The sequence below is a fragment of the Streptomyces sp. NPDC003300 genome (assembly GCF_040610915.1).
Classification (GTDB): Bacteria; Actinomycetota; Actinomycetes; order Streptomycetales; family Streptomycetaceae; genus Actinacidiphila.
The window spans coordinates 378,192-399,339 of record NZ_JBEXNE010000004.1 but is presented as its reverse complement, the minus strand read 5'-3'; the positions used below and the strand labels follow the sequence as shown (position 1 = coordinate 399,339).

Annotated in this window: 19 protein-coding genes; 9 read left to right on the top strand and 10 right to left on the bottom strand. The window is 72.1% G+C overall.

Features of this window, described 5'->3' with window-relative positions; all coding sequences use genetic code 11:
• Positions 1 to 97: 97 nt before the first annotated feature.
• From ABZX65_RS08890 to ABZX65_RS08880, 3 genes are all read right to left on the bottom strand, one after another.
• Positions 98 to 769, bottom strand: a complete 672-nt coding sequence (locus ABZX65_RS08890; protein WP_355336384.1) for a GNAT family N-acetyltransferase — start codon at positions 767 to 769, stop codon at positions 98 to 100.
• A gap of 173 nt (positions 770 to 942) precedes the next feature.
• Positions 943 to 1,551, bottom strand: a complete 609-nt coding sequence (locus tag ABZX65_RS08885) for an SPW repeat protein (protein ID WP_355336383.1) — start codon at positions 1,549 to 1,551, stop codon at positions 943 to 945.
• A gap of 386 nt (positions 1,552 to 1,937) precedes the next feature.
• Positions 1,938 to 2,381 (bottom strand): MarR family transcriptional regulator, encoded by a 444-nt coding sequence (locus tag ABZX65_RS08880; protein ID WP_355336382.1) that lies wholly within the window; start codon positions 2,379 to 2,381, stop codon positions 1,938 to 1,940.
• 241 nt (positions 2,382 to 2,622) lie between these two features.
• Between ABZX65_RS08880 and ABZX65_RS08875 the strand changes: the two genes are divergently transcribed.
• The 5 genes from ABZX65_RS08875 (at position 2,623) to ABZX65_RS08855 (ending at position 10,191) form a co-directional block, all read left to right on the top strand.
• Positions 2,623 to 3,921: an MFS transporter gene (locus tag ABZX65_RS08875; RefSeq protein WP_355336381.1), complete on the top strand. Its 1,299-nt coding sequence runs from the start codon at positions 2,623 to 2,625 to the stop codon at positions 3,919 to 3,921.
• Between the two features lie 391 nt (positions 3,922 to 4,312).
• Positions 4,313 to 4,618 (top strand): hypothetical protein, encoded by a 306-nt coding sequence (locus ABZX65_RS08870; protein WP_355336380.1) that lies wholly within the window; start codon positions 4,313 to 4,315, stop codon positions 4,616 to 4,618.
• A 5-nt stretch (positions 4,619 to 4,623) separates the two neighbouring features.
• Positions 4,624 to 7,488: a substrate-binding domain-containing protein gene (locus tag ABZX65_RS08865; RefSeq protein ID WP_355336379.1), complete on the top strand. Its 2,865-nt coding sequence runs from the start codon at positions 4,624 to 4,626 to the stop codon at positions 7,486 to 7,488.
• A complete protein-coding gene (locus ABZX65_RS08860; RefSeq protein WP_355336378.1) occupies positions 7,485 to 8,954 on the top strand; it encodes an extracellular solute-binding protein in 1,470 nt (489 codons plus the stop codon). The genes ABZX65_RS08865 and ABZX65_RS08860 overlap by 4 nt, the downstream gene beginning before the upstream one ends.
• Before the next feature lie 76 nt (positions 8,955 to 9,030).
• Entirely contained in the window at positions 9,031 to 10,191 is a 1,161-nt protein-coding gene (locus tag ABZX65_RS08855; protein WP_355336377.1) for an alpha/beta hydrolase, read from the top strand.
• On the opposite strand, the gene ABZX65_RS08850 is transcribed toward ABZX65_RS08855, so the two are convergent.
• A complete protein-coding gene (locus ABZX65_RS08850; protein ID WP_355336376.1) occupies positions 10,188 to 10,769 on the bottom strand; it encodes a hypothetical protein in 582 nt (193 codons plus the stop codon). The two genes, ABZX65_RS08855 and ABZX65_RS08850, sit on opposite strands and share 4 nt — an antisense overlap.
• Positions 10,770 to 10,914: 145 nt before the next feature.
• On the opposite strand from ABZX65_RS08850, the gene ABZX65_RS08845 reads away from it, so the two are divergent.
• Together ABZX65_RS08845 and ABZX65_RS08840 are read left to right on the top strand one after the other, a co-directional pair.
• Complete coding sequence (locus ABZX65_RS08845; protein WP_355336375.1) at positions 10,915 to 12,309, top strand: putative T7SS-secreted protein; 1,395 nt, start codon at positions 10,915 to 10,917, stop codon at positions 12,307 to 12,309.
• Positions 12,306 to 13,064, top strand: coding sequence for a hypothetical protein (locus ABZX65_RS08840; RefSeq protein WP_355336374.1), 759 nt, complete (start codon positions 12,306 to 12,308; stop codon positions 13,062 to 13,064). The genes ABZX65_RS08845 and ABZX65_RS08840 overlap by 4 nt, the downstream gene beginning before the upstream one ends.
• A 45-nt stretch (positions 13,065 to 13,109) precedes the next feature.
• Here the strand turns inward: ABZX65_RS08840 and ABZX65_RS08835 are convergent, their stop codons facing one another.
• Positions 13,110 to 13,415 (bottom strand): hypothetical protein, encoded by a 306-nt coding sequence (locus ABZX65_RS08835; RefSeq protein ID WP_355336373.1) that lies wholly within the window; start codon positions 13,413 to 13,415, stop codon positions 13,110 to 13,112.
• An 85-nt stretch (positions 13,416 to 13,500) separates the two neighbouring features.
• Positions 13,501 to 14,178: a TetR/AcrR family transcriptional regulator gene (locus ABZX65_RS08830; RefSeq protein WP_355336372.1), complete on the bottom strand. Its 678-nt coding sequence runs from the start codon at positions 14,176 to 14,178 to the stop codon at positions 13,501 to 13,503.
• 159 nt (positions 14,179 to 14,337) lie between these two features.
• Here ABZX65_RS08830 and ABZX65_RS08825 point away from each other — a divergent pair, with 159 nt between their 5' ends.
• Complete coding sequence (locus ABZX65_RS08825) at positions 14,338 to 15,372, top strand: medium chain dehydrogenase/reductase family protein (protein WP_355336371.1); 1,035 nt, start codon at positions 14,338 to 14,340, stop codon at positions 15,370 to 15,372.
• A 142-nt stretch (positions 15,373 to 15,514) separates the two neighbouring features.
• Here the strand turns inward: ABZX65_RS08825 and ABZX65_RS08820 are convergent, their stop codons facing one another.
• From ABZX65_RS08820 to ABZX65_RS08805, 4 genes are all read right to left on the bottom strand, one after another.
• The gene (locus ABZX65_RS08820) at positions 15,515 to 16,783 is read right to left on the bottom strand and encodes a DUF6596 domain-containing protein (RefSeq protein ID WP_355336442.1); all 1,269 of its coding nucleotides are present in this window, start codon (positions 16,781 to 16,783) and stop codon (positions 15,515 to 15,517) included.
• A 194-nt stretch (positions 16,784 to 16,977) separates the two neighbouring features.
• The gene (locus ABZX65_RS08815; RefSeq protein ID WP_188285869.1) at positions 16,978 to 17,397 is read right to left on the bottom strand and encodes a YciI family protein; all 420 of its coding nucleotides are present in this window, start codon (positions 17,395 to 17,397) and stop codon (positions 16,978 to 16,980) included.
• A gap of 137 nt (positions 17,398 to 17,534) precedes the next feature.
• Positions 17,535 to 18,962, bottom strand: a complete 1,428-nt coding sequence (locus ABZX65_RS08810) for an MFS transporter (RefSeq protein ID WP_355336370.1) — start codon at positions 18,960 to 18,962, stop codon at positions 17,535 to 17,537.
• An 85-nt stretch (positions 18,963 to 19,047) separates the two neighbouring features.
• Positions 19,048 to 19,536 (bottom strand): MarR family transcriptional regulator, encoded by a 489-nt coding sequence (locus tag ABZX65_RS08805; RefSeq protein ID WP_355336369.1) that lies wholly within the window; start codon positions 19,534 to 19,536, stop codon positions 19,048 to 19,050.
• A 160-nt stretch (positions 19,537 to 19,696) separates the two neighbouring features.
• Between ABZX65_RS08805 and ABZX65_RS08800 the strand changes: the two genes are divergently transcribed.
• Entirely contained in the window at positions 19,697 to 21,148 is a 1,452-nt protein-coding gene (locus ABZX65_RS08800; RefSeq protein ID WP_355336368.1) for an amidase, read from the top strand.

Genomic DNA, 21,148 nt, shown 5'->3' with positions numbered 1-21,148 from the left:
GATCCTGCGCATGGTGATGTCCCTCCGTCCGCGGCCGGACCCCCGCCGGCCGTCGTGTCGGCGGCCGGGTCGCGCCGGCCGCCGTCACCGCCTGACGCTAGGAGACGCCGGGCCCGGTCCGCTCCTGACGAATGACAGGGACCGGCGCGATGGTGCCGTCGAGGCGGACCTGGAGGGCGGGGTGCGGCGGGGTCGCGAAGCCGAGGCCGGTGTAGAGACCGGCGCCGTCCGCGGTCGCGTTGAGGTTGATCACCCGCGCCTGGGTCTCGTCGGCGAACCAGTCGAGCACCGCCTCCATGCAGGCCCGCGCGTAACCGCGGCGCAGGCGGCGCGGGTCGGTGCAGACGTTGGAGATGTGGCCGTGCAGACCGCTGAGGTTGGTCGGGCCCGGCGCGTGCCGGTCGCAGGCGCCCACCGCGTTGCTCACCACGCCCAGTTCGGGGTCGTCCACGACGAAGGCGGCGAACTCGCCCGTGGCGGCGAGGCGTTCGGTGAACCACGTACGGGCCCGCGCCCGCCACGGCGCGTCGTCCCCGCCGACCCGCGTGCCCATCGCGTCGAGCATCACCGCTCTGAGGCGTACGAGGGCGTCCGCGTCGGCGGCCGTCGCGCGGCGCACGATCACGTCGGGGGCCGGGTCCGGGGCGGCCGGGTCCGAGGCGGCCGGGTCCGGGGCGGCCGGGCCTGAGACAGCCGGGTCCGAGACAGCCGGGTCCGAGCCCAAATCCCGCTCGGGGGCGGGGAGTTCACCGTCGGTGCCGATCTTCATACGGCGCATTGTCACTCATACGGACAGCGCACGGCATCTCAGTTCCCCGAGCCCTTCACAACAGCGCTCAGGAGTGGTAGGTGGGGCGGATGGTACGTGAAGGTGGTACGGGCGGCCTCGCGGTCGTCCGTACCACCGGGTTCCGGAGTCGGTGCTCCGGACTCAGTACCGGATCAGCGCTCGGGATCGATCCTTCGCTCGGGGTCGATCCTCCGCTCGGCGCCCAGCCCACGGTCGGAACGCGCACCGCGGTCCGTGCTCATCGCGCGGTCCGAGCTGAAGCCGCGCTCCGCGCGGTCCGAGCCCATCCGGCCGCCGCCGGCCGGGAGCCCGCGGCTCCTGGACCGGTTACGGCCGAGCATGCCCATGCCCATCGTGGCGAGTCCGACCAGGCAGATCACCGCTCCGGTGATCACGTTGCTGAGGATGGTCTTGTGCACGTGGGGGCTACCGGACACCACCCAGGGTGCGACGATCGTGAACGCGCCGATCACCACGGCGGCCCAGCCCAGTCCGTGCGTACGTTCCAGGACGGAGCCGAAGCCCAGGGCCAGGACGGCCAGGGCGATGCCGAGGATCAGGTTGGTCACGGTGAGAGCGTGGAAGCCGGTGAATCCGGCCACCCACGGCGAGATCGCCAGGTAAAGCCCGGCCAGCAGGGCCAGACCTTCAACGAGACCGGCCCATGGCTTCGCCGCCGCTTCCTCGTACCGGCCCCGAAGGGCCATCAGGTCCGGGTGGGTATCGATTCCCGTCGTCGGGTTGGTCGATTCGGTGGCCATTCCAGCCACCTCCTTTGCTGAGTGCAGTCGCTTCTACCACCGGATGTCCTTCGGGTCTCCGCCCCGAAGCTGCCGCATCCTCACACAGCGTAAATCGCCTGATACCACTCAGGCCACTCGGATGGCGTACATATCTCCTCATATCGCCCTGCCGCCCCCCGCCGGACCCTTGCGACGACCGCCCAAGGGCGTTCCTCGCCGATTTCCTCACCGAATCACGGGGCAGGGGTGCGGGCGGGGGTGCGGGCCGGGGGCGGCACGGCCTCGGACCCGGCGGATCACGGGTGGGGGGTGCGGGCGAGGGGTGGCCGGGGCGCACGGCCTCGGCCCGGCCCGGCTCGGCTGATGGCTCGTCGCCCCGGCCGTACGCGTCAGGCGGTCGGGGCTCAGCGGGCGCCGAGCGCCTCCACCGTACGGACCAGCGGCGCGAGTTCGGGCTCGCGGGCGGCCTCGTCGAGGGCTTCGCGCAGGGCGCGGTCGTTGGTGGGGCGGGCCTCGGCGAGCAGGGCGAGCCCGGTCTCCGTGACGTCGGTGTAGATGCCGCGGCGGTCGGTGTCGCAGAGGTAGCGGACCAGCAGGCCGCGGTCCTCCAGGCGGCTGACCAGCCGGGTCGTGGCGCTCTGGCTGAGCACGACCGCGTCGGCGACCTTCTTCATCTGGAGGTGGCCGCCGGGGCCGCTGTGCTGCTTGCTGAGCACGTCGAGCAGCGAGAACTCGCGCACGCTCAGCTCGTGCCCCGCCTGGAGCGCGCGCTCGATGTGCGCCTCGATCCTGCCGTGCAGCAGGGACAGCGCGCACCAGCCCTGGGCCAGCGCCACGGTCTCGGTCATCCTCGGCTCCTCCACCGGCCTCGCGGCGGCTCGCACCACCCTCGTCCCCGACCGGCCGGTTCGCGCCGGTCGGTCCCGCGGTCGTCGTCGGCCGCGCCTTCAGGATAGCCCGCTTCCGCAATAGGCGGCGTTTGCACTTACCCCGCGTCTGCAATTATTGTGGGCGCTGGTTAACCGCGCACCGGTCCCGTACCCGTCCGTACCGCCGGTTCCGTCCCCTCTCCTCCGGAAGGTGTTTCCCATGCCGCTCGCGCTGCTCGCCCTGGCCCTCGGGGCCTTCGGCATCGGCACGACCGAATTCGTGATCATCGGGCTGCTGCCCGACATCGCCGGGGACTTCGGGGTGTCCATCCCGACCGCGGGCTTCCTGGTGACCGGCTACGCGCTCGGCGTCGTCGTCGGCGCGCCGCTGATGACCGTGCTCGGCACCAAGATCTCCCGCAAGCGGATGCTGATGCTCCTGATGGGGCTCTTCATCGCCGGGAACCTCGTCTCCGCGGTCGCGCCCACCTTCGCCCTCATGCTGGCGGGCCGCATCGTGGCCTCCCTCGCGCACGGCGCCTTCTTCGGCATCGGCTCGGTCGTCGCGGCCGGTCTGGTCGCCGCGGAGAAGAAGGCCGGGGCCATCGCGATGATGTTCACCGGCCTGACCGTGGCCAACGTGGTCGGCGTACCGCTGGGCACCTTCGTCGGGCAGTCCGCCGGGTGGCGCGTCACCTTCTTCGTCGTCGCCGGTTTCGGCGTCCTCGGCCTCGCGGGCATCGCGAAGCTCGTCCCCGAGATCCCCCGGCCCGAGGGCGTACGCCTCGGGCACGAGCTGGCCGCCTTCCGCAACGTCCAGGTGCTGCTCGCCATGGCCATGACCGTGCTCGGCTTCGGCGGCGTCTTCGCCGCGATCACGTATCTCGCGCCGATGATGACGAACGTGACCGGTTACGCGGACTCGTCCGTCACCTGGCTGCTGGTGCTCTTCGGGCTCGGCATGGTCGGCGGGAATCTGCTCGGCGGCCGGTACGCCGACCGGCGGCTCATGCCGATGCTCTACGCCACGCTCGGCGGGCTCTCGCTCGTCCTCGCGCTCTTCACCGTCACCGCGCACAACAAGGTGGCCGCCGCCGTGACCGTCTTCCTGATCGGCGCGCTCGGCTTCGCGACCGTCCCGCCGCTCCAGAAGCGGGTGCTCGACCAGGCGTCCGGCGCCCCGACGCTCGCCTCGGCCGTCAACATCGGCGCCTTCAACCTCGGCAACGCGCTGGCCGCGTGGCTCGGCGGGCTCCTTCTCTCGGCCGGGCTCGGCTACACCGCCCCGAACTGGCTCGGCGCGGCCCTCGCCGCGGCGGCGCTGGCGCTGGCCGTGACCTCGGCCGCCCTCGGCCGCGGCTCCGCTCCCTCCGGCCGACGGCCGGGAAGCGTCACGGCCGCGCGCGCCCCGAAGGAGCGCGGGGAACCGCGCGAGCAGCCCACCACCGGGCCGGTGGCCCGACGACAGCCGGACTACCCCGCTGGGGCCGGTGGTGACCTGCGCGAACACCGTGGCTGAGCGCGCGGTTCCCCGCGCCCCCGAAAGGGCCGGCTCGCCGTCGCGCCCAGGGCACCGGCCCCGCGGGGGCCGGCGGGCGACCCGTGGAGGCCGGCGGATCGCCCGTGGGGGCCGGCGGATCACCCGTGGGGGCGCGTCGGCGCAAGGTAGTGACGGAGTGTCAGCGTCCGTGCAAGAGTAGTGAGTTATGACTCATGGGGACGGGGAGCCGGGCCGCAGGATCCGGATTCGGGTCACTGGCGACGACGCGCAGGATCTGGAAGCGCTGTACCGCTGGCTGAGCCTGGAGGACTGGTTCGCGTAGGCCGAGGCCGCGCATCAGCTCACGGCGGAGGTCCGCGAGTACGACGGCGGGCGGCACGACCCGGAGGAGCGGCGGGACGGCCCGCCGATGAGCGGCGGCCTCGTCGAACTGGTGCTGGTGATCGCGGGCGCGGCCATCACCCCGGTCTTCGAGGACCTCTACAACCGCGCGAAGGTCGCCGCCCACGCGTGGGCGGCCAACAGCAGCAGCGACGACCACCCCATGGTGACCGACGTCCAGGCGGACGGCGCGGGCGACGGGGTCGACGGCGGCGACGGGGCCGGGGACGGAGCCGGGGCCGGGGCCGGGGCAGCCAACGGGGGCAACGGGGCGGACGACACGGACGACGCCGACGAGGAGCCGGAGGACGACGAAGGCGGAAGGAACACCTAGCCATCGTGTCCTCGCATGCTTACGACCCACGCGGCAAGGCCAATCGCGCACTGCTCTTCGGGGTGTACCGGTACGACCACTTGGACGACCTGCCGGGCGTGCGGCACAACCTCGGCCAGTTGGTCGAAACCCTGATGGCCGGAGGGGTGTTCGGGGCCAACGAGGTCCGGCAGGTGCTCCCCAGGACCCAGCTCGAATTCCTCTCGCACCTGGAGAACGAGGCCAAGGCCGCCGAGGGCCTGTTCCTGCTCTACTTCGCCGGACACGGCGGAGTGGACCGGAACGGCGACAACTTCCACCTGCTGGTCGGCGAGTCCCGCAGGATCGGCCGCGACGACTACGCGGAGGCGGTGTCCTGGAGCAGCCATGTGCTGCCCAGGCTCAGGGACATCGCCGAACGCCGGCTGGTCGACCGGATCGTGGTGATCCTGGACTGCTGCTACGCGGGCAACGCGCTGCTCGAATTCAAGCCGGGCACGCTGCACCGCGGCAGGGACCGTATCTCGGTGCTGACCGCCGTCCAGATCAACCGCCGGATACCGGGGGGCAACGGGCACGAGCCGACGCCGTACACCAAACAGCTCATCCGGCTGCTGCACGACGGGCTGCCGAGGACCGATGAGGACGTCGGGCCGGAAGAGGCCGCGCGGATCGAGCTGATCCCGCTGTCGGCCGCGCTGTACGAGGCGATGCGGCACAAGTTCACGGAAGGCGGCGACGACCCGTGGGTGCCGCGTCACCACGCCGCCGAGTCCCGGCAGGACGTGCTGCTCGGGCTCTCGCCGCGGCTGCTGGAGGAGATCGACCGGCGGAACGCCGCGGGCCGGGCGGCCTGGTGGCGGGCGGCGCTCGCGGCGGCCGGGATCGGCGCGGGCGAGGGGCGTACGGGGCGGGGCCGTCGCGGAGAGCGCGGAAGCCGCGGAGAACGGGGCCGTCGCGGAGAGCGCGGAAGCCGTGGAGAACGGGGTGGTCGCGGGGAGCGGGGAAGCCGTGGGGAGCGCGGCCGTCCTGGGGAGCGCGAGCAGCGCAAGGGCCGTCCCCGTAAGGAGAGTTCGGGCACAGCCGGTCCCGGCAAGGGCCACAACCTCAAGGTCCTGATCCCGCTGTTCACCGCCTTCGCGGTGCTCCTCGCCGGAGGCGGCTACGGCGTCTACACCTGGGTCGGCGGGAGTACGGCCTGCGCGCCGCCGGTCGAACTGCGGCTGCTCACCGACCCGGACGCGGCGCCGACCGTGAAGAAGGCCGTGGCCGCGTATCTGACCTCGGGCGCCAACCATACGGGGAGCGGCTGCCGCCGCTCCGGGATCAGCCTGGTCGACCCCAAGTCCGCCGACGCGGTGACCGGTTTCCAGCACGCGGCCGACTGGCGTACGCCGCGCTCGACCGGTGAACTGCGCCCGCAGCGCGACATCGGCGCGCAGCCGGACATCTGGATACCGGGCTCCGACGTCACCCTGGCCCGCGCCAAGTCCCTTGTCGGCAAAGGCGACGACGTGGAGCTCGGCTCGCTCGGCCCGGTCGCGTACACCCCGGTCGTGCTGGCCATCCCGACGACCCTGGCCAGTACCCCGGCCTCGGTCACGGGCACCCCGCTCGGTCAGCTCCTCGACCAGCTCAAGCGCAACAACCCCAAGTCGGTGCCGGTGCTCCGCGCCGATCCCGAGTCCACGGATTCGGCGCAGCTCGCGACGGTCGGGGTGTACGGGCAGAACGGCGTCGCGCCCGTGAGCGACGCGGTCGTGGGGCAGTTCGAGCGGCAGGCGGCCCAACTGCGGCCCGCGCAGCCCGACTCGTACGCGCTGATGTGCGCGCTGGCCGGGGCGGACCCCGAACTGAAGGACAACGCGGCGGTGTTGGTGCCCGAGCAGGTGATGACGCAGTTCAACACGCACGCGGACGCCAAGGCGCGGGTGGGCTGCGACAACAACAGGCTCCATCCCCGCGCGCCGCAGTATCCGGCCGATGTCGCGCCGCTCGACCTGCCGTTCGTGCACGTCACGTGGAAGGGCGCGGAGCGCGACGCGACGGCCAGGAAGGACGCCGTCGACCGTTTCCACACCTGGCTGACCGGCGCGGCCGGGCAGAAGGTCTTCACCGACGACGGCTACCGGACGGCCGGGGGCGCGACCGGCACCACCAGCGGTTCCGCGAGCGGCACGGCGACGGACACGGGCTCCGGGGCCGTCGTTCCCGGCAGTACGGTCATGCCCGGCACCTACCCGCCCGACGCCCAGTGGCTGGCGAGGTACGCCGCCGCCGTGGGCAGTGCGCTGGACCGCTACCGGCACGCGCTCGGCCCCGGCCGGGTGCTGTATCTGCTGGACAAGTCCAGCTCGATGGACACCTACTGGAGCAATTCCGCGGGCGCCCTCGACCTGCTGTCGCAGTCGCTCGACACCTTCGGGCCGGACGACGCGTACGGCGTGTGGACGGTGGTCGACAAACCGCCGACGCAGCAACTGGTGCCGCTGGGCAGGCATTCCGACCTGGCCGGTATCCGCCGCGAGGTCAAGGCGACGAAGCTGGTGGACGAGGAGTCCTACCCGGGACCCGCGCTGGACGCCGCGCTCACCGAGATGACGGAGCGCCAGAAGGCCACGGGCGGGGCGCAGTTGATCGTCTACATCACCGACGACGAGGACGACGAGCACTTCAAGGGCCGGGATCTCCCCGACCTGCTGGCGCGGATCGCCGCCCGTCCCGTACCGGTGGAGTGGGTGTCCCTGGCGCCGGGCGGCGGCTGCGCTGCCGGTTCGGTCGGCGCGCAGATCGCCAGGACCAGCGGCGGGCGCTGTCTGAACGCGTCGAGCAGCCAGGTCTCGGAGCTGCGCGACGACGTCGCCCGCGCGGGAACGGGGAACGCCCGGTGAGGCGGCGTCGCGCGGCGACCGCCGCCGCCCTGTGCCTGCTCGCGCTCGCCGCCGCCGCGTGCACCGGCGGGGGCGGCGGGGGCCGTGCCGCGCAGCCCACGACGACCGGCGGCGGCGAGATCATCGTGGCCAGCGGTCTGGACGTGACCGGCAGCGACGGGGTGCGCCAGCAGCTCATCGAGCAGTGGAACGGGACGCCGGAGGGCAGGCGGCACCCGGCGCGGCTCGTCGAGCTGCCCGGCGAGGCCGACCAGCAGCGCAGCCAGTTGCTCGGCGCGCTCCAGTCCGGCAGTTCCGCGTACGACGTGGTGAATCTGGACGTCACCTGGGTGCCGGAGTTCGCGCAGGCCGGGCTGATCAGCCCGCTCGACCACCAGATGAATCTCGACGACGGGGACGTCATCCCGTCCGTCGCGGGCACCGCACGGTGGGACGGCCACACCTACGCGGCGCCCTTCAACAGCGATGTGGGGCTGCTCTATTACCGCGCCGACACCATCAAGGCCATCGGCATCGATCCGGCGAGCTTCCCGAAGGCCGACACCACCTGGCAGGAGCTCCAGACGCTCATCAGCGATGTCGACGCCGACAAGGACCACCAGCCCAAGGGCTACATGGCGGGGTGGACGAGCCAACTCGGCGCGTACGAGGGGCTGACGGTCAACGCCATCGAGGCGTTCGCCTCGGTGGGGGTCCAACTCGCGGACGCCGAAGGTCATTACACGGCCGACCCGGCGAAACTGCGGGCAGCTTTGAGCGAGTTGAAGTCCCGCGCGGGCCATGACGAGACGCTGCCCGAGGCGCTTACCTCCGACGAGTCGACATCGCTCGGCGACTTCGCGGCCGGGCACACCGTCTTCCTGCGGCATTGGCCGTACGCGTACGGCGCGCTGTCGCGGACCTTCGGCCCGTCGCAGATGCAGGTGGCGCGGCTGCCGGGGAAGGCCGTGCTCGGCGGGCAGAATCTGGCCGTGGCGGCGGGGTCGCCGCGCGCGAAGTACGCGCTGGACCTGGTCAAGTACCTGACGGACGCGCAGTCGGAGCGGTGCCTGCTGGACGCCGGATTCGCGGCGACGCGGGAGTCGGCGTACAAGGACGCGAAGGTGCGGTGCACGCTCGCGCCGGGCACGAAGGGGTCCGGGGGTTCCGGGGGTTCCGGGGGTTCCGGCGGTTCCGGCGGCTCTCCGAGTCCGGGGGCCTCGGCGTCGTCGGAGTCGCTCGACATGCCGCGCGACGCCGACGGCCGCCCCGCGTACGCCGCTTCCACGCTGCTGCCCGCGCTGACCCAGGCGGTGCAGCGCCCCCGCACCCCGTACTACGGCGCTCTCACGCAGCTTCTCCAGGCGCAGTTGCACGACTGGATCTCCGACACCGGTCCGTTCAGCGGGGGCGGCTCGTCCATCGACCCGGGGCCGCTCGCCGATTCCCTCGACCGGTCGCTGGCGAAGATCCTGAAGGGCAAGTAGGGCGCTGGGGGTCGTCTTTGACACGCCTGGGGCCGGTGAGGCAACTCGGGCGGTGCTCCAGCGTGTTGACCGGAGTATGAGATCTCCTCTTCGATCCACCGTCCGCACGGCGGCGGCCTCGCTGCTGCTGGCCGCCGGGCTCCTGGCGGCGGGCACGCAGACACCGGCCGTCGCCGCCGTACCGCATGCGACCGCCGAGACCGCCGCCACGACCGCAGCCACGACCGCCGCCACGACCGCCGCCGGCGTCGGGACCGCCGAATACGACCTCGGGGACACGGCGTTCACCGATCCGGAGTCCGGCACGGTCAGCGAGGTGCGGGCCGTGGTGCACTACCCGCGTCATCTGACCGGGCGGCTGCCGCTGGTCGTCATGTCGCACGGCTCCTGGTACGCCTGCGACGACGCGGACGCGCAGACCTGGCCGTGCCCGGCGGGCTCGCACCCGTACCCGAGCTACCGGGGCTACGACTACCTCGGCCGGGCGCTGGCCGAGCGCGGCTTCGTCGTGGTCTCGCTCAGCGCCGACGCCATCAACATGACGTCCTTCGACTACGGCGACCGCGCCCGCCTGATCAATGAACACCTGCGGCTGTGGCGGGACTTGGCCAACGGCGGCGGCGCCCTGAAGGGCCGCTTCACCGACCCGGCGACCGGCCGCGAGGTCGCGCCCGCGTTCACCGGCCACGTCGACATGACGCGCGTCGGCACCCTGGGGCACTCGCGCGGCGGCAAGGGCGCCATGTGGCAGGCGTCCGACAAGCACCGCGCCGAGTGGCCGACGGGCGTACGGGTGAAGGCCGTTCTCGCGCTGGCGCCGGTCAAGTTCGACTACCCGGAGGGCGAGAACAGCGACACCCTCGATACGAAGGTGCCGTTCGCGGTCGTCACCAGTACCTGTGACGGAGCCGTCCACGAGCAGGGCCAGGAGTATCTGGACGACATCGCGGGCCTGAACACCGTGACGGACTTCTCCGTCTCTCTCCAGCACGCCAACCACAACTACTACAACCGGTCCTGGACCCCGCCGGCCTCGCTCGGCGAGGACGACAGCACCTGCCCCGCGCAGGAGTTGACCCCCGCCCACCAGCAGGACGCCCTCACCGCGTACGCCGTCGCCTTCTACCGCTACGAGCTGTACGCCGACCCCACGGGCCTCCCCGTCCTCACCGGCCGCCACCCCCTCCCCCACACCCCCGCCACCACCCGCATAGCCCTCCCCGCCCCCACCCCCTAGGCCCGGTCAGCGGCCCGCAACACGGCGCCGTACTTCACCAACCGCCGCCGGGACAGCAGCACCCCCAGCCCCCACAACCCGACGAAGAACGCCCAGACACCGCCGCAGACGAGCAACGGCCCCGCCGTGAACCCGAACTGGGACAGCGGGATCAGCAACGCCAGCGGCAGCACCACTACTTGGATCAGGCCGCGCCTGCGATGACCTCGCGCGTAGTCCACCTGAATACGCGCGTGCAGCAGCTCGACCTCTTCTCGCACCTCCGGCGACGGCCGCAGCCGCCGCCGTCCCGGCCGCATTCCCGGCAACTGGCCGCCGCGCAGTCCCTCGGGATACCGCGCGGCGGCCAGGGTCGCCCGTTCCGCCGCGTCCGCCTCCCGCCGGAACCCGAAATACGGATTCGGACTCCCCTTCGGCGACGTCGCCGCCATCCCCTCGTACCGGTAGCCGTACTGCTCGGCGACAAAGGCGAACGCCGCGAATCTCCGCCACGACCCCACCAGATTCCGCGCCTCATGCCGCGCCGCCCCCCGCGCCCCGTCCCGCATCAGCGCCTTGAGCTGAGCCTCCACGAACATCACGACCTCCGGCCTCCGTGGTCTGGCATGACCTTCTGTCCGGTCCCCGCCGCCGGGCCCGCATCCGGGACTCGGCGGAACCATCCATACCGCAAGGATCTTCTTATAGCTTGGTCAAGAAAAAGTCATCTCTGAACGAAGCGGCATGAGTTCGTCATGCGGATGGGGGGCGAGCGTGGGCTCGTTGAAGTATCCGAACCTTGGCTTCGATCCGGCTCCGGGGGATCTGGAAACCGTCCGTCTGATGGTCTCCGCGGTGGGGCAAGTGGCCCACAATAGCGGCAGCGCCCAGAGCCAACTGAGCAAGATCGGCACCTCGGACGGTGTATGGGTGGGGAAGTCCGCCGATGCCTTCACGGAGTCCGTGGAAAAGATTCCGCCATATCTCAAGAAGGCCCTTGACGCGGTGAATTCGGCGCACCGGGCCCTGGCGGGCTGGGAGACCAGTCTGGACGGCTTCCAGTCGCGGGCCCGCGGGCTGGAGGAAGAGGCGGCTGCCGCGGCGCGGAAGGTCGACTCGACCAAGAGTTCCTTGACCGGTCTTCCCGCGGACACCTCCACGATGTCCGACACGGAGAAGGAAGCGCACGAGCGGGACAAGAAGGGCAAGCAGCAGGCGTACGACACGGCGCACGGCGAACTGGAGTCGGTCCGGGGGCGCGCCCGTACTCTGCACGTCGAGTACACCACCGCGGCCGACTCGACGGCGCGCGCGCTGAAGGACGCCACCGACGACGCCCCGCCGAAGCCGGGTTGGTTCGACAATCTGGTCGACAGCGTCACCGACTTCCTCGCCGACGCGTGGAACGTCCTGTCCGATCCGAACTTCTGGAAACTGGTCGGCGACATACTCGCCGACGTCGCGATGGTCATCGGCGTGATCTGCCTGGTCGCCCTCGCTCTCGGCACCGGAGTGGGGGCGCTCGGCCTGATCGGCTTCATCGTCGGCGTGGGCGCGCTCGCCGCGCACAGCGCCGCGATGATCGGCGGCGCCGAAGGTGTGACCTGGCAGACTCTGGCCTGGGACGCCGCGGGTGTGATCGCGGGCGGTATCGGTCTGGCGGGCGGCAGCATGATGAAGGCCGGGCGCGCGATGGTACAGGCGGGGCGTGAACTGCGGGTCGCGGAAGGCATCGTGGCGACGCTCGGCAAGATCCGGCCCGGCGCTCTGGGCAACATCGCCAAGATACCCAGCGGTGTCGCCAACACCCTGCGCGGTTTCAGCATGGCAGGGCAGGGCTGGACGTATGTGGCCACGGGCAAGGTGTTCGACTTCGTGGGCACCGTCACCGGCGCGGGCTTCGCGCTCGGGTCCAACGCGAACGACGGCCGGTGGACCGACGGCGACTGGAACATCTCCGACATCCCCGTAGTCGGGCCGATCGCCGGATTCGTCAACTACAAGGCGCCCGACAACAGTCCCACGGTCATGGCGCCCGGCCCGCTCGGCCCGACGTTCGACGTCCCCACGACCTTGACGTCAGCGGGCAACAGCTTCGCCAAGGGGCTGGAGCAGGGGCAGTACGGGACAGCGGCGTGAGCGGCCCGACTGCCCAAGGCACGGCAAAGGGCGCGGGGCGGGAGATCCCGTACGCGTTCGGATACCAGGTACCCGACGAGTTCATCCGGCTGCCGGAACCCACTGAGTCCGAAGGCTGGCACGAGGCGCTGGCCACGTTGATGCCCGACGCCGACGAGGAGCAACTGGCCTCTGCGGGAGCGCAGATGCGTGCCAGTCTGCCGGGTCTGGCCGCGGGCAGCGGGGACACCGTCGTCCTTACCGCGATGTGCCTGGGTACGGAGGACGTGGAGGGCGACGAACGCCTGTCGATGGGCCTGCTGGCCGTGACGGTACGGCCCAGCACGCACCGGGACCGGTTGCTCGCCGCCGAGGCGATCTTCCAGGCGGAGCAGCGCAAGCTCTTCGCACGCGAGGGCCGGCTTCAAGAGCTGAACTTCCCTCTGGGCAAGGGTGTGCAGGGCAGGCAGGACATCCTGATCGCCGCGAAGCTGCCCGCGGGGCCCGGCGTGATGTCGACCTCGCTGCGGCTGCTGACGCTCCCCGCGGGCATGGCCGCCGCGGCCGGAGTCGAGGATCCTACCGGCGCCGCGGCGACAATACGGCCGACGCTGCCCGTGGCGGCGCTGCAACTGATCGTCCCGGCGCCCCGCGACTACTGCGTCTACGTGACGATCTCGACGCCGTCGCTCTTCCTGCTGGACTCCTACAGCGGGCGGCTCGCACACATCGGGCGGACGTTCACCTTCAATCCGTCCCAGGAGCACGACGGTTGAGGCCGAGGCGCGGGGAGTGAGCCCGCGGGGCGAGCGGCGGACGGATTACTCGCCGCCGCCCTCGCCCGCCTTCTTGAGTTCGTCGAGGAGCTTCTGATCGATCTTGGCGAACTCCTCGGCGGCCTGATTCGCGAACTCCGAGACGCCCTGGGTGAGTTTGGAGAGCTGGCCGAATCCGTAGTCCCAGGAGTCGGCAAAGTCGTCACACGCCGATTCCAGGCCGGAGTGGCCGATCTCCTTGGTGTTGGCGTGCTTCATCTCCTTCGAAGCGCTCTTCATCTGGTCGCCGCTGGTCTCCAGCTTGCGTGCCATGTCCTTGACCTCGTCGCCCGCGAACCGCAGAAAAGACATCCGGCCCCCCGTCCGTATCGCGTCTTCGTGTCGCGCCTCTGCCGATTCCCAGAATAGGTCCAACTGCCCTGGCGCGGCGGTGAGCTCAGGGTTTGAGGAGGGCGTGGAGTTCGGCTTCGTAGAGCTGGGCGGGGTCGAGGGACATGCCGGTGAAGTGGCCGGCGGCTTCGAGGGAGAGGACGCCGTGGAGGCGGGTCCAGCAGGTGAGGGCGCGGTGGAGGGCGGTGGTGGGGGCGGGGTGGGGGTCGGCCCATGCGCGGTGGGTGGCGAGGTGGGTGTCGAAGGGGGTGACCGGGGCGGTGGCGTCGGGGTCGAGGGCGACGCAGGCGTCCAGGAGGACGGCCATGATCTCGGACGCGATGCCGGTGATGTCGTCGGGGGCGTGGTAGCCGGGGACGGGCGTGCCGTAGAGGAGGAAGTAGCGGTGCGGGTCCTCCAGGGCCCAGCCGCGCAGGGCGTGGGCGAGGGCGACCAGCTCGGGCCGGGAGTCGTAGGCCGAGGCTGCGGCGTGGACGCTGAGGAAGGTGTCGGCGAGGCTGCGGTAGCCGTCCCTGACCAGCTCGGTGATGAGTTCGTCGCGCCCGGCGAAGTAGCGGTAGAGCGCGGGGCCGCTCATGCCCATCTGTTTGGCGATGGCGTTGAGGGAGAGCGCTGAGGCGCCCGCCGTCGCGATCTGCTCCCACGCGTGCTTCTTGACCTCCTCGCGGACCTGGGCCCGGTACCGCTCGCGCGGGGTGCTGGTGGTCGTACCCGGTTCAGCCACTGGCCTTGCCTCCTTCCCGTACGTCGTGCCCGAGCGTCGTGCCCGCGTTCCCGTTAGTTAGAGGCTATCACGAACGCTATTGACACTCCCGATCGTGAGGTGTTAGAACTTCTAACGAACGCAAACGTCAGTAACGAGCAGCTCGCAGCGGAGGCCGCCATGAACACCACCGAAGAACTCACCGAGGTCGTCCTGCCCGGCAAGGTCGAGCCGGAGGGCCTCCAGGTCAGGCACGGCGCCGTCCCCACGCCGGGCCCCGGCCAGGTCGTGGTGCGGATGGAGGCCACCGGCGTCTCCTTCGCCGAGCAGCAGATGCGCAGGGGCCGCTACTACGACCAGCCCCCGTTCCCCTTCGTGCCGGGTTACGACCTGGTCGGCACCGTGCAGGCGGCGGGCGAGGGCGTCGGCACGGACCTGGTCGGCACGCGGGTCGCCGCGCTCACCAAGACCGGCGGCTGGGCCAGCCACGTGGTGGTCGACGCCGCCGACACCGTCCCGGTGCCCGAGGGGGTCGGCGCGGCCGAGGCCGAGGCGATGGTGGTCAACGGCGCCACCGCCTGGCAGATGCTGCACCGCAAGGCGCGCGTCCGCGCAGGACAGACCGTCCTCGTGCTCGGCGCGAACGGCGGCGTCGGCTCCGTCCTGGTCGAACTGGCGCGGGTCGCGGGCGTCAAGGTGATCGGCACGGCGTCCGTACGGCACCACGACGCGCTCAGGGAGCGCGGCGTCACACCGGTCGACTACCGCGCGGGTGACGTCGCCGCCCAGGTCCGCGCCCTCGCGCCCGGCGGGGTGGACGCCGTCTTCGACCACGTCGGCGGCCGGGGCGTCGTCGACTCGTGGCGGCTGCTCGCGCCCGGCGGCACGCTCGTCTCCTACGGCACCGCGTCCACGCTCAACGACGAGGGCTCCAAGCAGTGGCCCGTGCTCAAGATCATCGCCCGCGTCTGGGTCTGGAACACGCTGCCCAACGGCCGCCGCGCCTACTTCTACAACCTCTGGGCCGGAAAGGCCCTGGCCAAGGACCGCTTCCGGGCCCGGCTGCGCGCCGACCTCACCGAGGTCTTCGCCGCGCTCCAGCGCGGCGACGTCACCGCCCGGGTCGCGGCCCAACTGCCGCTGGCACGCGTGGCGGAGGCGGTCCGGCTGGCCGAGTCGGGGACGGTCGCCGGGAAGGTCGTCCTCACGGCGTGACGCGCCCGCCGCCCCGGTCGAGCACGGGCCCGGCCGGTCCGGCACCGGCACCCACCCCGACCCCGCCACCGCCACCGACGCACCGCTGACGCCACCGACGCACCGCCACCGCCACCGACGCACCGTTGACGCCCGGACGGGGTCACGGCATCGGCAGGGCATCGGCCTTGCGGAGCAGCAAGGCGCGTTCGCGGGTGTTGGGGCAGTGGCGGGCGGCGAGGTGGAGTGCGGCGCGGGCTTCGGCGGTGCGGCCGAGGCGGGCGAGGAGTTCACCGCGCACGGTGGGGAGGAGATGGGAGTGGGAGAGGTGACCGGCGGCGGCGAGTTCGTCGACGAGGTCGAGGGCGGGCTGCGGCCCGTGGGCCATCGCGACGGCGACCGCGCGGTTGAGGTCCACGACCGGCGAGGGGGCGATACGGCCGAGGGCTTCGTAGAGCACGACGATCCGTTCCCAGTCGGTCGCGGCGACGGAGGGCGCGGAGGCGTGGCAGGCCGCGATGGCCGCCTGGAGGCCGTACGGGCCGAGGCCGCGCCCGACGGTGGAGGCGCGTTCGAGAGCCGCCCGGCCACGGCGGATCGCCGAGCGGTCCCACAGGCGCCGGTTCTGGTCTTCCAGGAGTACGGCCTCGCCGTCGGGGCCGGTGCGGGCGGGGAAGCGGGCGGCGGTCAGTTCGCAGAGGGCGAGCAGACCGTGCACCTCGGGCTCGCGCGGCAGCAGGGCGGCCAGTACGCGGGTGAGCCGGATCGCCTCGTAGGCCAGGTCGGGGCGGAGGAGGTCGTCGCCGGACGTCGCGGTCGACCCCTCGGTGAAGATGACGTAGAGCACGCTGAGGACGCCGCCGAGCCGTTCCCGCCGTTCCTCGGCCGGGGGCAGGGCGAACGGGACCTCGGCGGCGGCGATCGTACGTTTCGCACGGGTGATCCGCGCCTGGACGGTCGGCACCGGCACCAGGAAGGCGCGCGCGATCTCCTCGCTGGCCAGGCCGCCCACCGCGCGCAGGGTCAGGGCCACGCGGGCCTCGGGCGAGAGGACCGGATGGCAGGAGATGAACATCAGGGCCAGGATGTCGTCGTCGATACGGTCCGGGTCCCAGGGCAGGTCGGCGTCGGCCGCCGAGCCCACACCCGTATCCGGGCCCGCGGCCCTTCCCGTGGCCGCGCCCGTACCCGCGTCCTCGGCCGCCTCCCCCGCGAGCAGCGCGTACCGCTGGTCCAGCGCCGAGCGGCGGCGGAAGGCGTCGATCGCCCGCCGCCGCCCGGTCGCGAGCAGCCAGCCCACCGGGTTCGCCGGTGTGCCGTCGCGTGACCAGCCGACCAGCGCCTCGGCCAGGGCCTCCTGCGCCACGTCCTCGGCCAGCTCGAAGTCCCCGGTGTAACGGGCCAGGGCCGCGACGACGCGGGCCGACTCGATCCGCCAGACGGCCTCGACGGCGCGGCGCGCGGCCTCCGTACTGCGGAGAGCCGGTCCGTCGGGAGCCGACCCGCTGGGGGCCGACCCGCCGGGAGCCGGTCCGCCGGGAGCCGACCCGCCCGGAACCGACCCGCCCGGAACCGACCCGTCCCGAGCCACCCCGTCAGGAACCGGTCCGCTCAGATCCGACCCGCTCAGATCTGGCCCGTCCGCTCGCGCCACGCCCGCTCCTTGGTGATCCACTCGTTGTCCTGCGGGAACTCCTCGATGCTCGGCACCCGGCGCACCTCGCACTTCGAACCGGCGACGGCGGGCAGCCGCTTCGCCCACTCGACCGCTTCCTCCTTCGAGGCCACGTCGATCAGGTAGAAGCCGCCGAACAGCTCCTTCGTCTCGCCGTACGGGCCGTCGGTGACCACCGGCGCCTCACCGCTGAAGTCGACCACGACCCCCTGGCCCGGGTCGTCGAGCCCCTCCGCCGCCACCAGGACCCCGGCCCGGATCAGCTCTTCGTTGAACCGGCCGACCGTCTCCAGCATCTCGTCGAACGGGGTCTCCATCATCTTCGCGACGGACTCGTCCGTACCACGCATGATCAGCATGTACTTCGCCATGACGGCTGTCTCCACTCTGTTCTGTTCCGTGCGTTCAGCGCTGACGCGCTCCGGGGGCCGTTTTCCGACCCTCTCACCCCCAAGGTCGAACGGCGCGGGAGCGGATCGACACGGCGGCCGGATCGAATTCGGAGAATTCACGGGACCTGGCCGGAGGCCACCGCCAGGTCGGCGTCCGGGACCGGCCCGGCGTCGGTGTCCGCACCGCCGTGGGACGGCGTGCGGTACGCCCGGAGCGGCGCGTTCGTCGCGGCCACGGCCAGCACCGCCAGGACGGCGGACACCCCGCCGAGGACCAGGGAGAACGGGGCGGAGGTGGCCGAGGCCAGCAGACCGCCCCGGAAATTGCCGAGTTCGGGCCCCGCGACACCGATCACGTGCTCCACGGAGGAGACCCGCCCCCGGTACGCGTCCGGCGTCTCCCACTGGACCAGGGCGCTGCGCGTGACGACGGACACGGTGTCGGCGGCCCCCGCCGCGGCCAGGCAGCCGAGCGCCAGCCACAAAGGCCCCGCCAGCCCGAACCCGGCCAGCGCCAGGCCCCAGACCACGGCGGCGGAGAGCTGTACGAGGCCGCCGCGCCGCCAGCGGGTCACCGTGCCGGAGAGCAGACCGGCCGTGATGCCCCCGACCGCGACGGCCGAGAGGAACAGGCCGAGGGTCCGCGGGTTGCCGCCGAAGCGGATCTCGTTGACGAGGGGGAAGAGCGCCACGGGCATGGCGAGGAGCGTCGCGGCCAGGTCGGTGGCCATCGAGCCCCAGAGGGTGGGTCGGCGCAGGACGATCCGCCACCCGCCGCGCTCGGCACGCCGCCGCCCGCCCCGCGAAGGCCCCGGCCCACCGCCCTTCGCGCGCCCAAGCCCACCGCCCTTCGCGGGCCCAAGCCCAAACACGCCGCCCTTCGCGCGCCGACGCCAGCCACCGCCCCTCTCGGACGCCGTCCCCTCACCCCCCTCCGGCCGCATCGCCGGCAGGCGAATCACCGCGAGCATCGAGACCGCCATGGCCACGGCCTGAATCCCGTACGCGGCGGGGAAATCCCAACGGGCGATGATCAGTCCGGCCGCGGCAGGCCCGGCCAGCATCGCGGCCTGGAAGGAGACGTTGGTGAGGGCGAGACCGGCCGCCACCTGGTCGCCGGGCAGCAGCCGGACGGGAAAGGTGCGCCGGGCGGGAGCGCCGAGCGCGCTGAAGACGGTGGCCAGAGCGACGAGGGCGAGCAGGAGCAGGACGTTCCTGTTGTGGGCCAGGGCCTGGGCGCACAGGGCGGCGGCGACCAGGAGTTGGCCCGTGGTGGTGGCGCGTACGAGCGCGCGGCGGTCGACGGTGTCGGCCAACGCGCCGCCGAGCAGCCCGAAGAGCAGCATCGGCAGGCCGGTGGCGAGCCCGATCGCGCCGGTGCCGACCGGGCTGCCGGTGAGGTCCCAGACCTGGGCGAGGACGGCCACATTGGCTATCTGGCCGCCGAGTTGGGAGACGGACGTCCCGATCCACAGGTCGCGGAAGGGCTGACTGCCGCGCAGCGGACGGGTGTCGAGGAACCGGACGCGTATCCGTCCGCTCACGTCGTCCCGCTCACTTCGACCCGCTCACTTCGACCCGCTCACTTCGACCCGCTCACTCACGTTCGGTCCGCTCACTTCGACCCGCTCACTTCGGCGGCTCGACAAGGCGGTTGAGGATGCGCTGGCGCATCGACCGGTGTTCCAGCGCGCGCCGCACCTCCTCGACGACGGCGGTCATGGCGTACGGCACCTCGGCGTCCAGTTCGGCGACGGTCTCGTGGGTGGCGCGCCACTCCGCCTCCAGGAACGGTACGAGCGACCGGCCGCGTTCGGTCAGGTCGATCCGCCGGGTGCGGGCGTCGGGGCCGGGCTCCGAGGTGACCAGGTCCTCCTTGCGCATGGCGGCGACGGTCTGGCTGATCGCGGAGTGCGAGCGGTTCAGGGACTTCGCCAGCTCGCGGATGGTCAGCGGCCCGGTGTGCGCGAGCCGGATCAGCGGATACGCGAACCGGGGCCGTACGCCCGTGATGCCGCGCTCGACGTAGAGCTGCTCGATCTCGGCGTCCATGGCCGCCAGCAGCTCGTGCAGGGTGTGCCAGGGGTCGGGGAGCGCGGTGGGATCAGAAGTTGTCACAGTGCTAATATAACAGCGCTGCGACAATTGCGGAGGCTACGGCTCCGGGCGCGCCGGGGCCAGCCGCGAAGTGGCCCCCGGACCCCGGAGATCGGGGCGGCTTTCCCTTGCCCGAATCGACATTTCGTGGCTCCAGCCGACCGCCCGTACGGTCCCTGGCATGGACAGAAGCTTTCAGACGGCGGAAGAACTCAGTACCGCCCTGCGCGCCGGTGACGTGACCTCGGCGGAACTGACCGACGAGGCGATAGCCCGTATCGAGCGGGACGACGAGACGGTCAACGCGATCTGCGTGCCGGACTTCGACCGCGCTCGGGCCGCCGCGCGGGAGGCCGACGCGGCGCGGGCCCGCGGCGAGGACCGGCCGCTGCTCGGCATTCCCGTGACGGTCAAGGAGTCGTACGACGTGGCCGGGCTCCCCACGACCTGGGGCATGCCGCAGCACCGGAACCACCTTCCGGCCAAGGACGCGGTGCAGGTGTCGCGGCTCAGGGCCGCGGGCGCGGTGGTGCTCGGCAAGACCAATGTGCCGGTCGGGCTCCAGGACATCCAGAGCTTCAACGAGATCTACGGCACCACCAACAACCCGTGGGACCACGGCCGCACGTCGGGTGGCTCCTCCGGCGGATCGGCCGCGGCCCTCGCGTCCGGCTTCGGCGCGCTGTCCATCGGCTCGGACATCGCCGGTTCGCTGCGCACCCCCGCGCATTTCTGCGGGATCTACGCGCACAAGCCGACGCTCGGGCTGGCGGCGAACCGCGGCATGGCCCAGCCGCCCGCACCGGCGCTGCCGGTCGACCTCGACCTCGCCGTCGTCGGCCCGATGGCGCGCTCCGCGCGCGACCTCACGCTCCTGCTCGACGTCATGGCAGGACCCGACCCGCTGACGTCCGGTGTGGCGTACGAGGTGAGGCTGCCGCCCGCGCGCCACGAGCGGCTCGGCGACTTCCGGGTCCTGGTCCTCGACCAGCACCCGCACATTCCGACCGGGGCCGCGGTACGGGCGGCCGTGGGCCGGGTGGCCGACGCCCTGGCCGACGGCGGCGCCCGCGTCGAACGGCACAGCCCGCTGCTGCCCGATCTGGCCGAAGCCGCGGTGGTCTACACGCAGCTCCTGATGTCGAGTTCCACCGCGCACTTCCCGGTCGAGGCCCAGGAGCAACTACGGGCCCTCGCCGCCGACTTGAGCCCGGACGACCAGAGTCTGGAGGCGACGCGGCTGCGCGCCATGGTGTTGAGCCACCGCGACTGGCTCGGCGCGAACGGCCGCCGCGAGCTCCACCGGCACGGCTGGCGGCGGTTCTTCGCCGAGTTCGACGCCGTGGTCTGCCCGATCACGCCCACCCCCGCCTTCCCGCACGACCACGGCCCCGATCCGAGGCGACGCCGGATCGACATCGACGGCACCGGGTACCCGTACTTCGACCAGCTCGTCTGGGCCGGTCTGCCCACCATGCCCGGCCTGCCCGCCACCGCGATTCCGGCGGGCCGGTCCCCCGAGGGCCTGCCGGTGGGCGTCCAGCTCGTCGGCCCGATGTTCGAGGACCGCACCCCGCTGCGCCTGGCCGAACTGCTCGAACCACTGACCGGCGGCTTCCACCCCCCGACATAA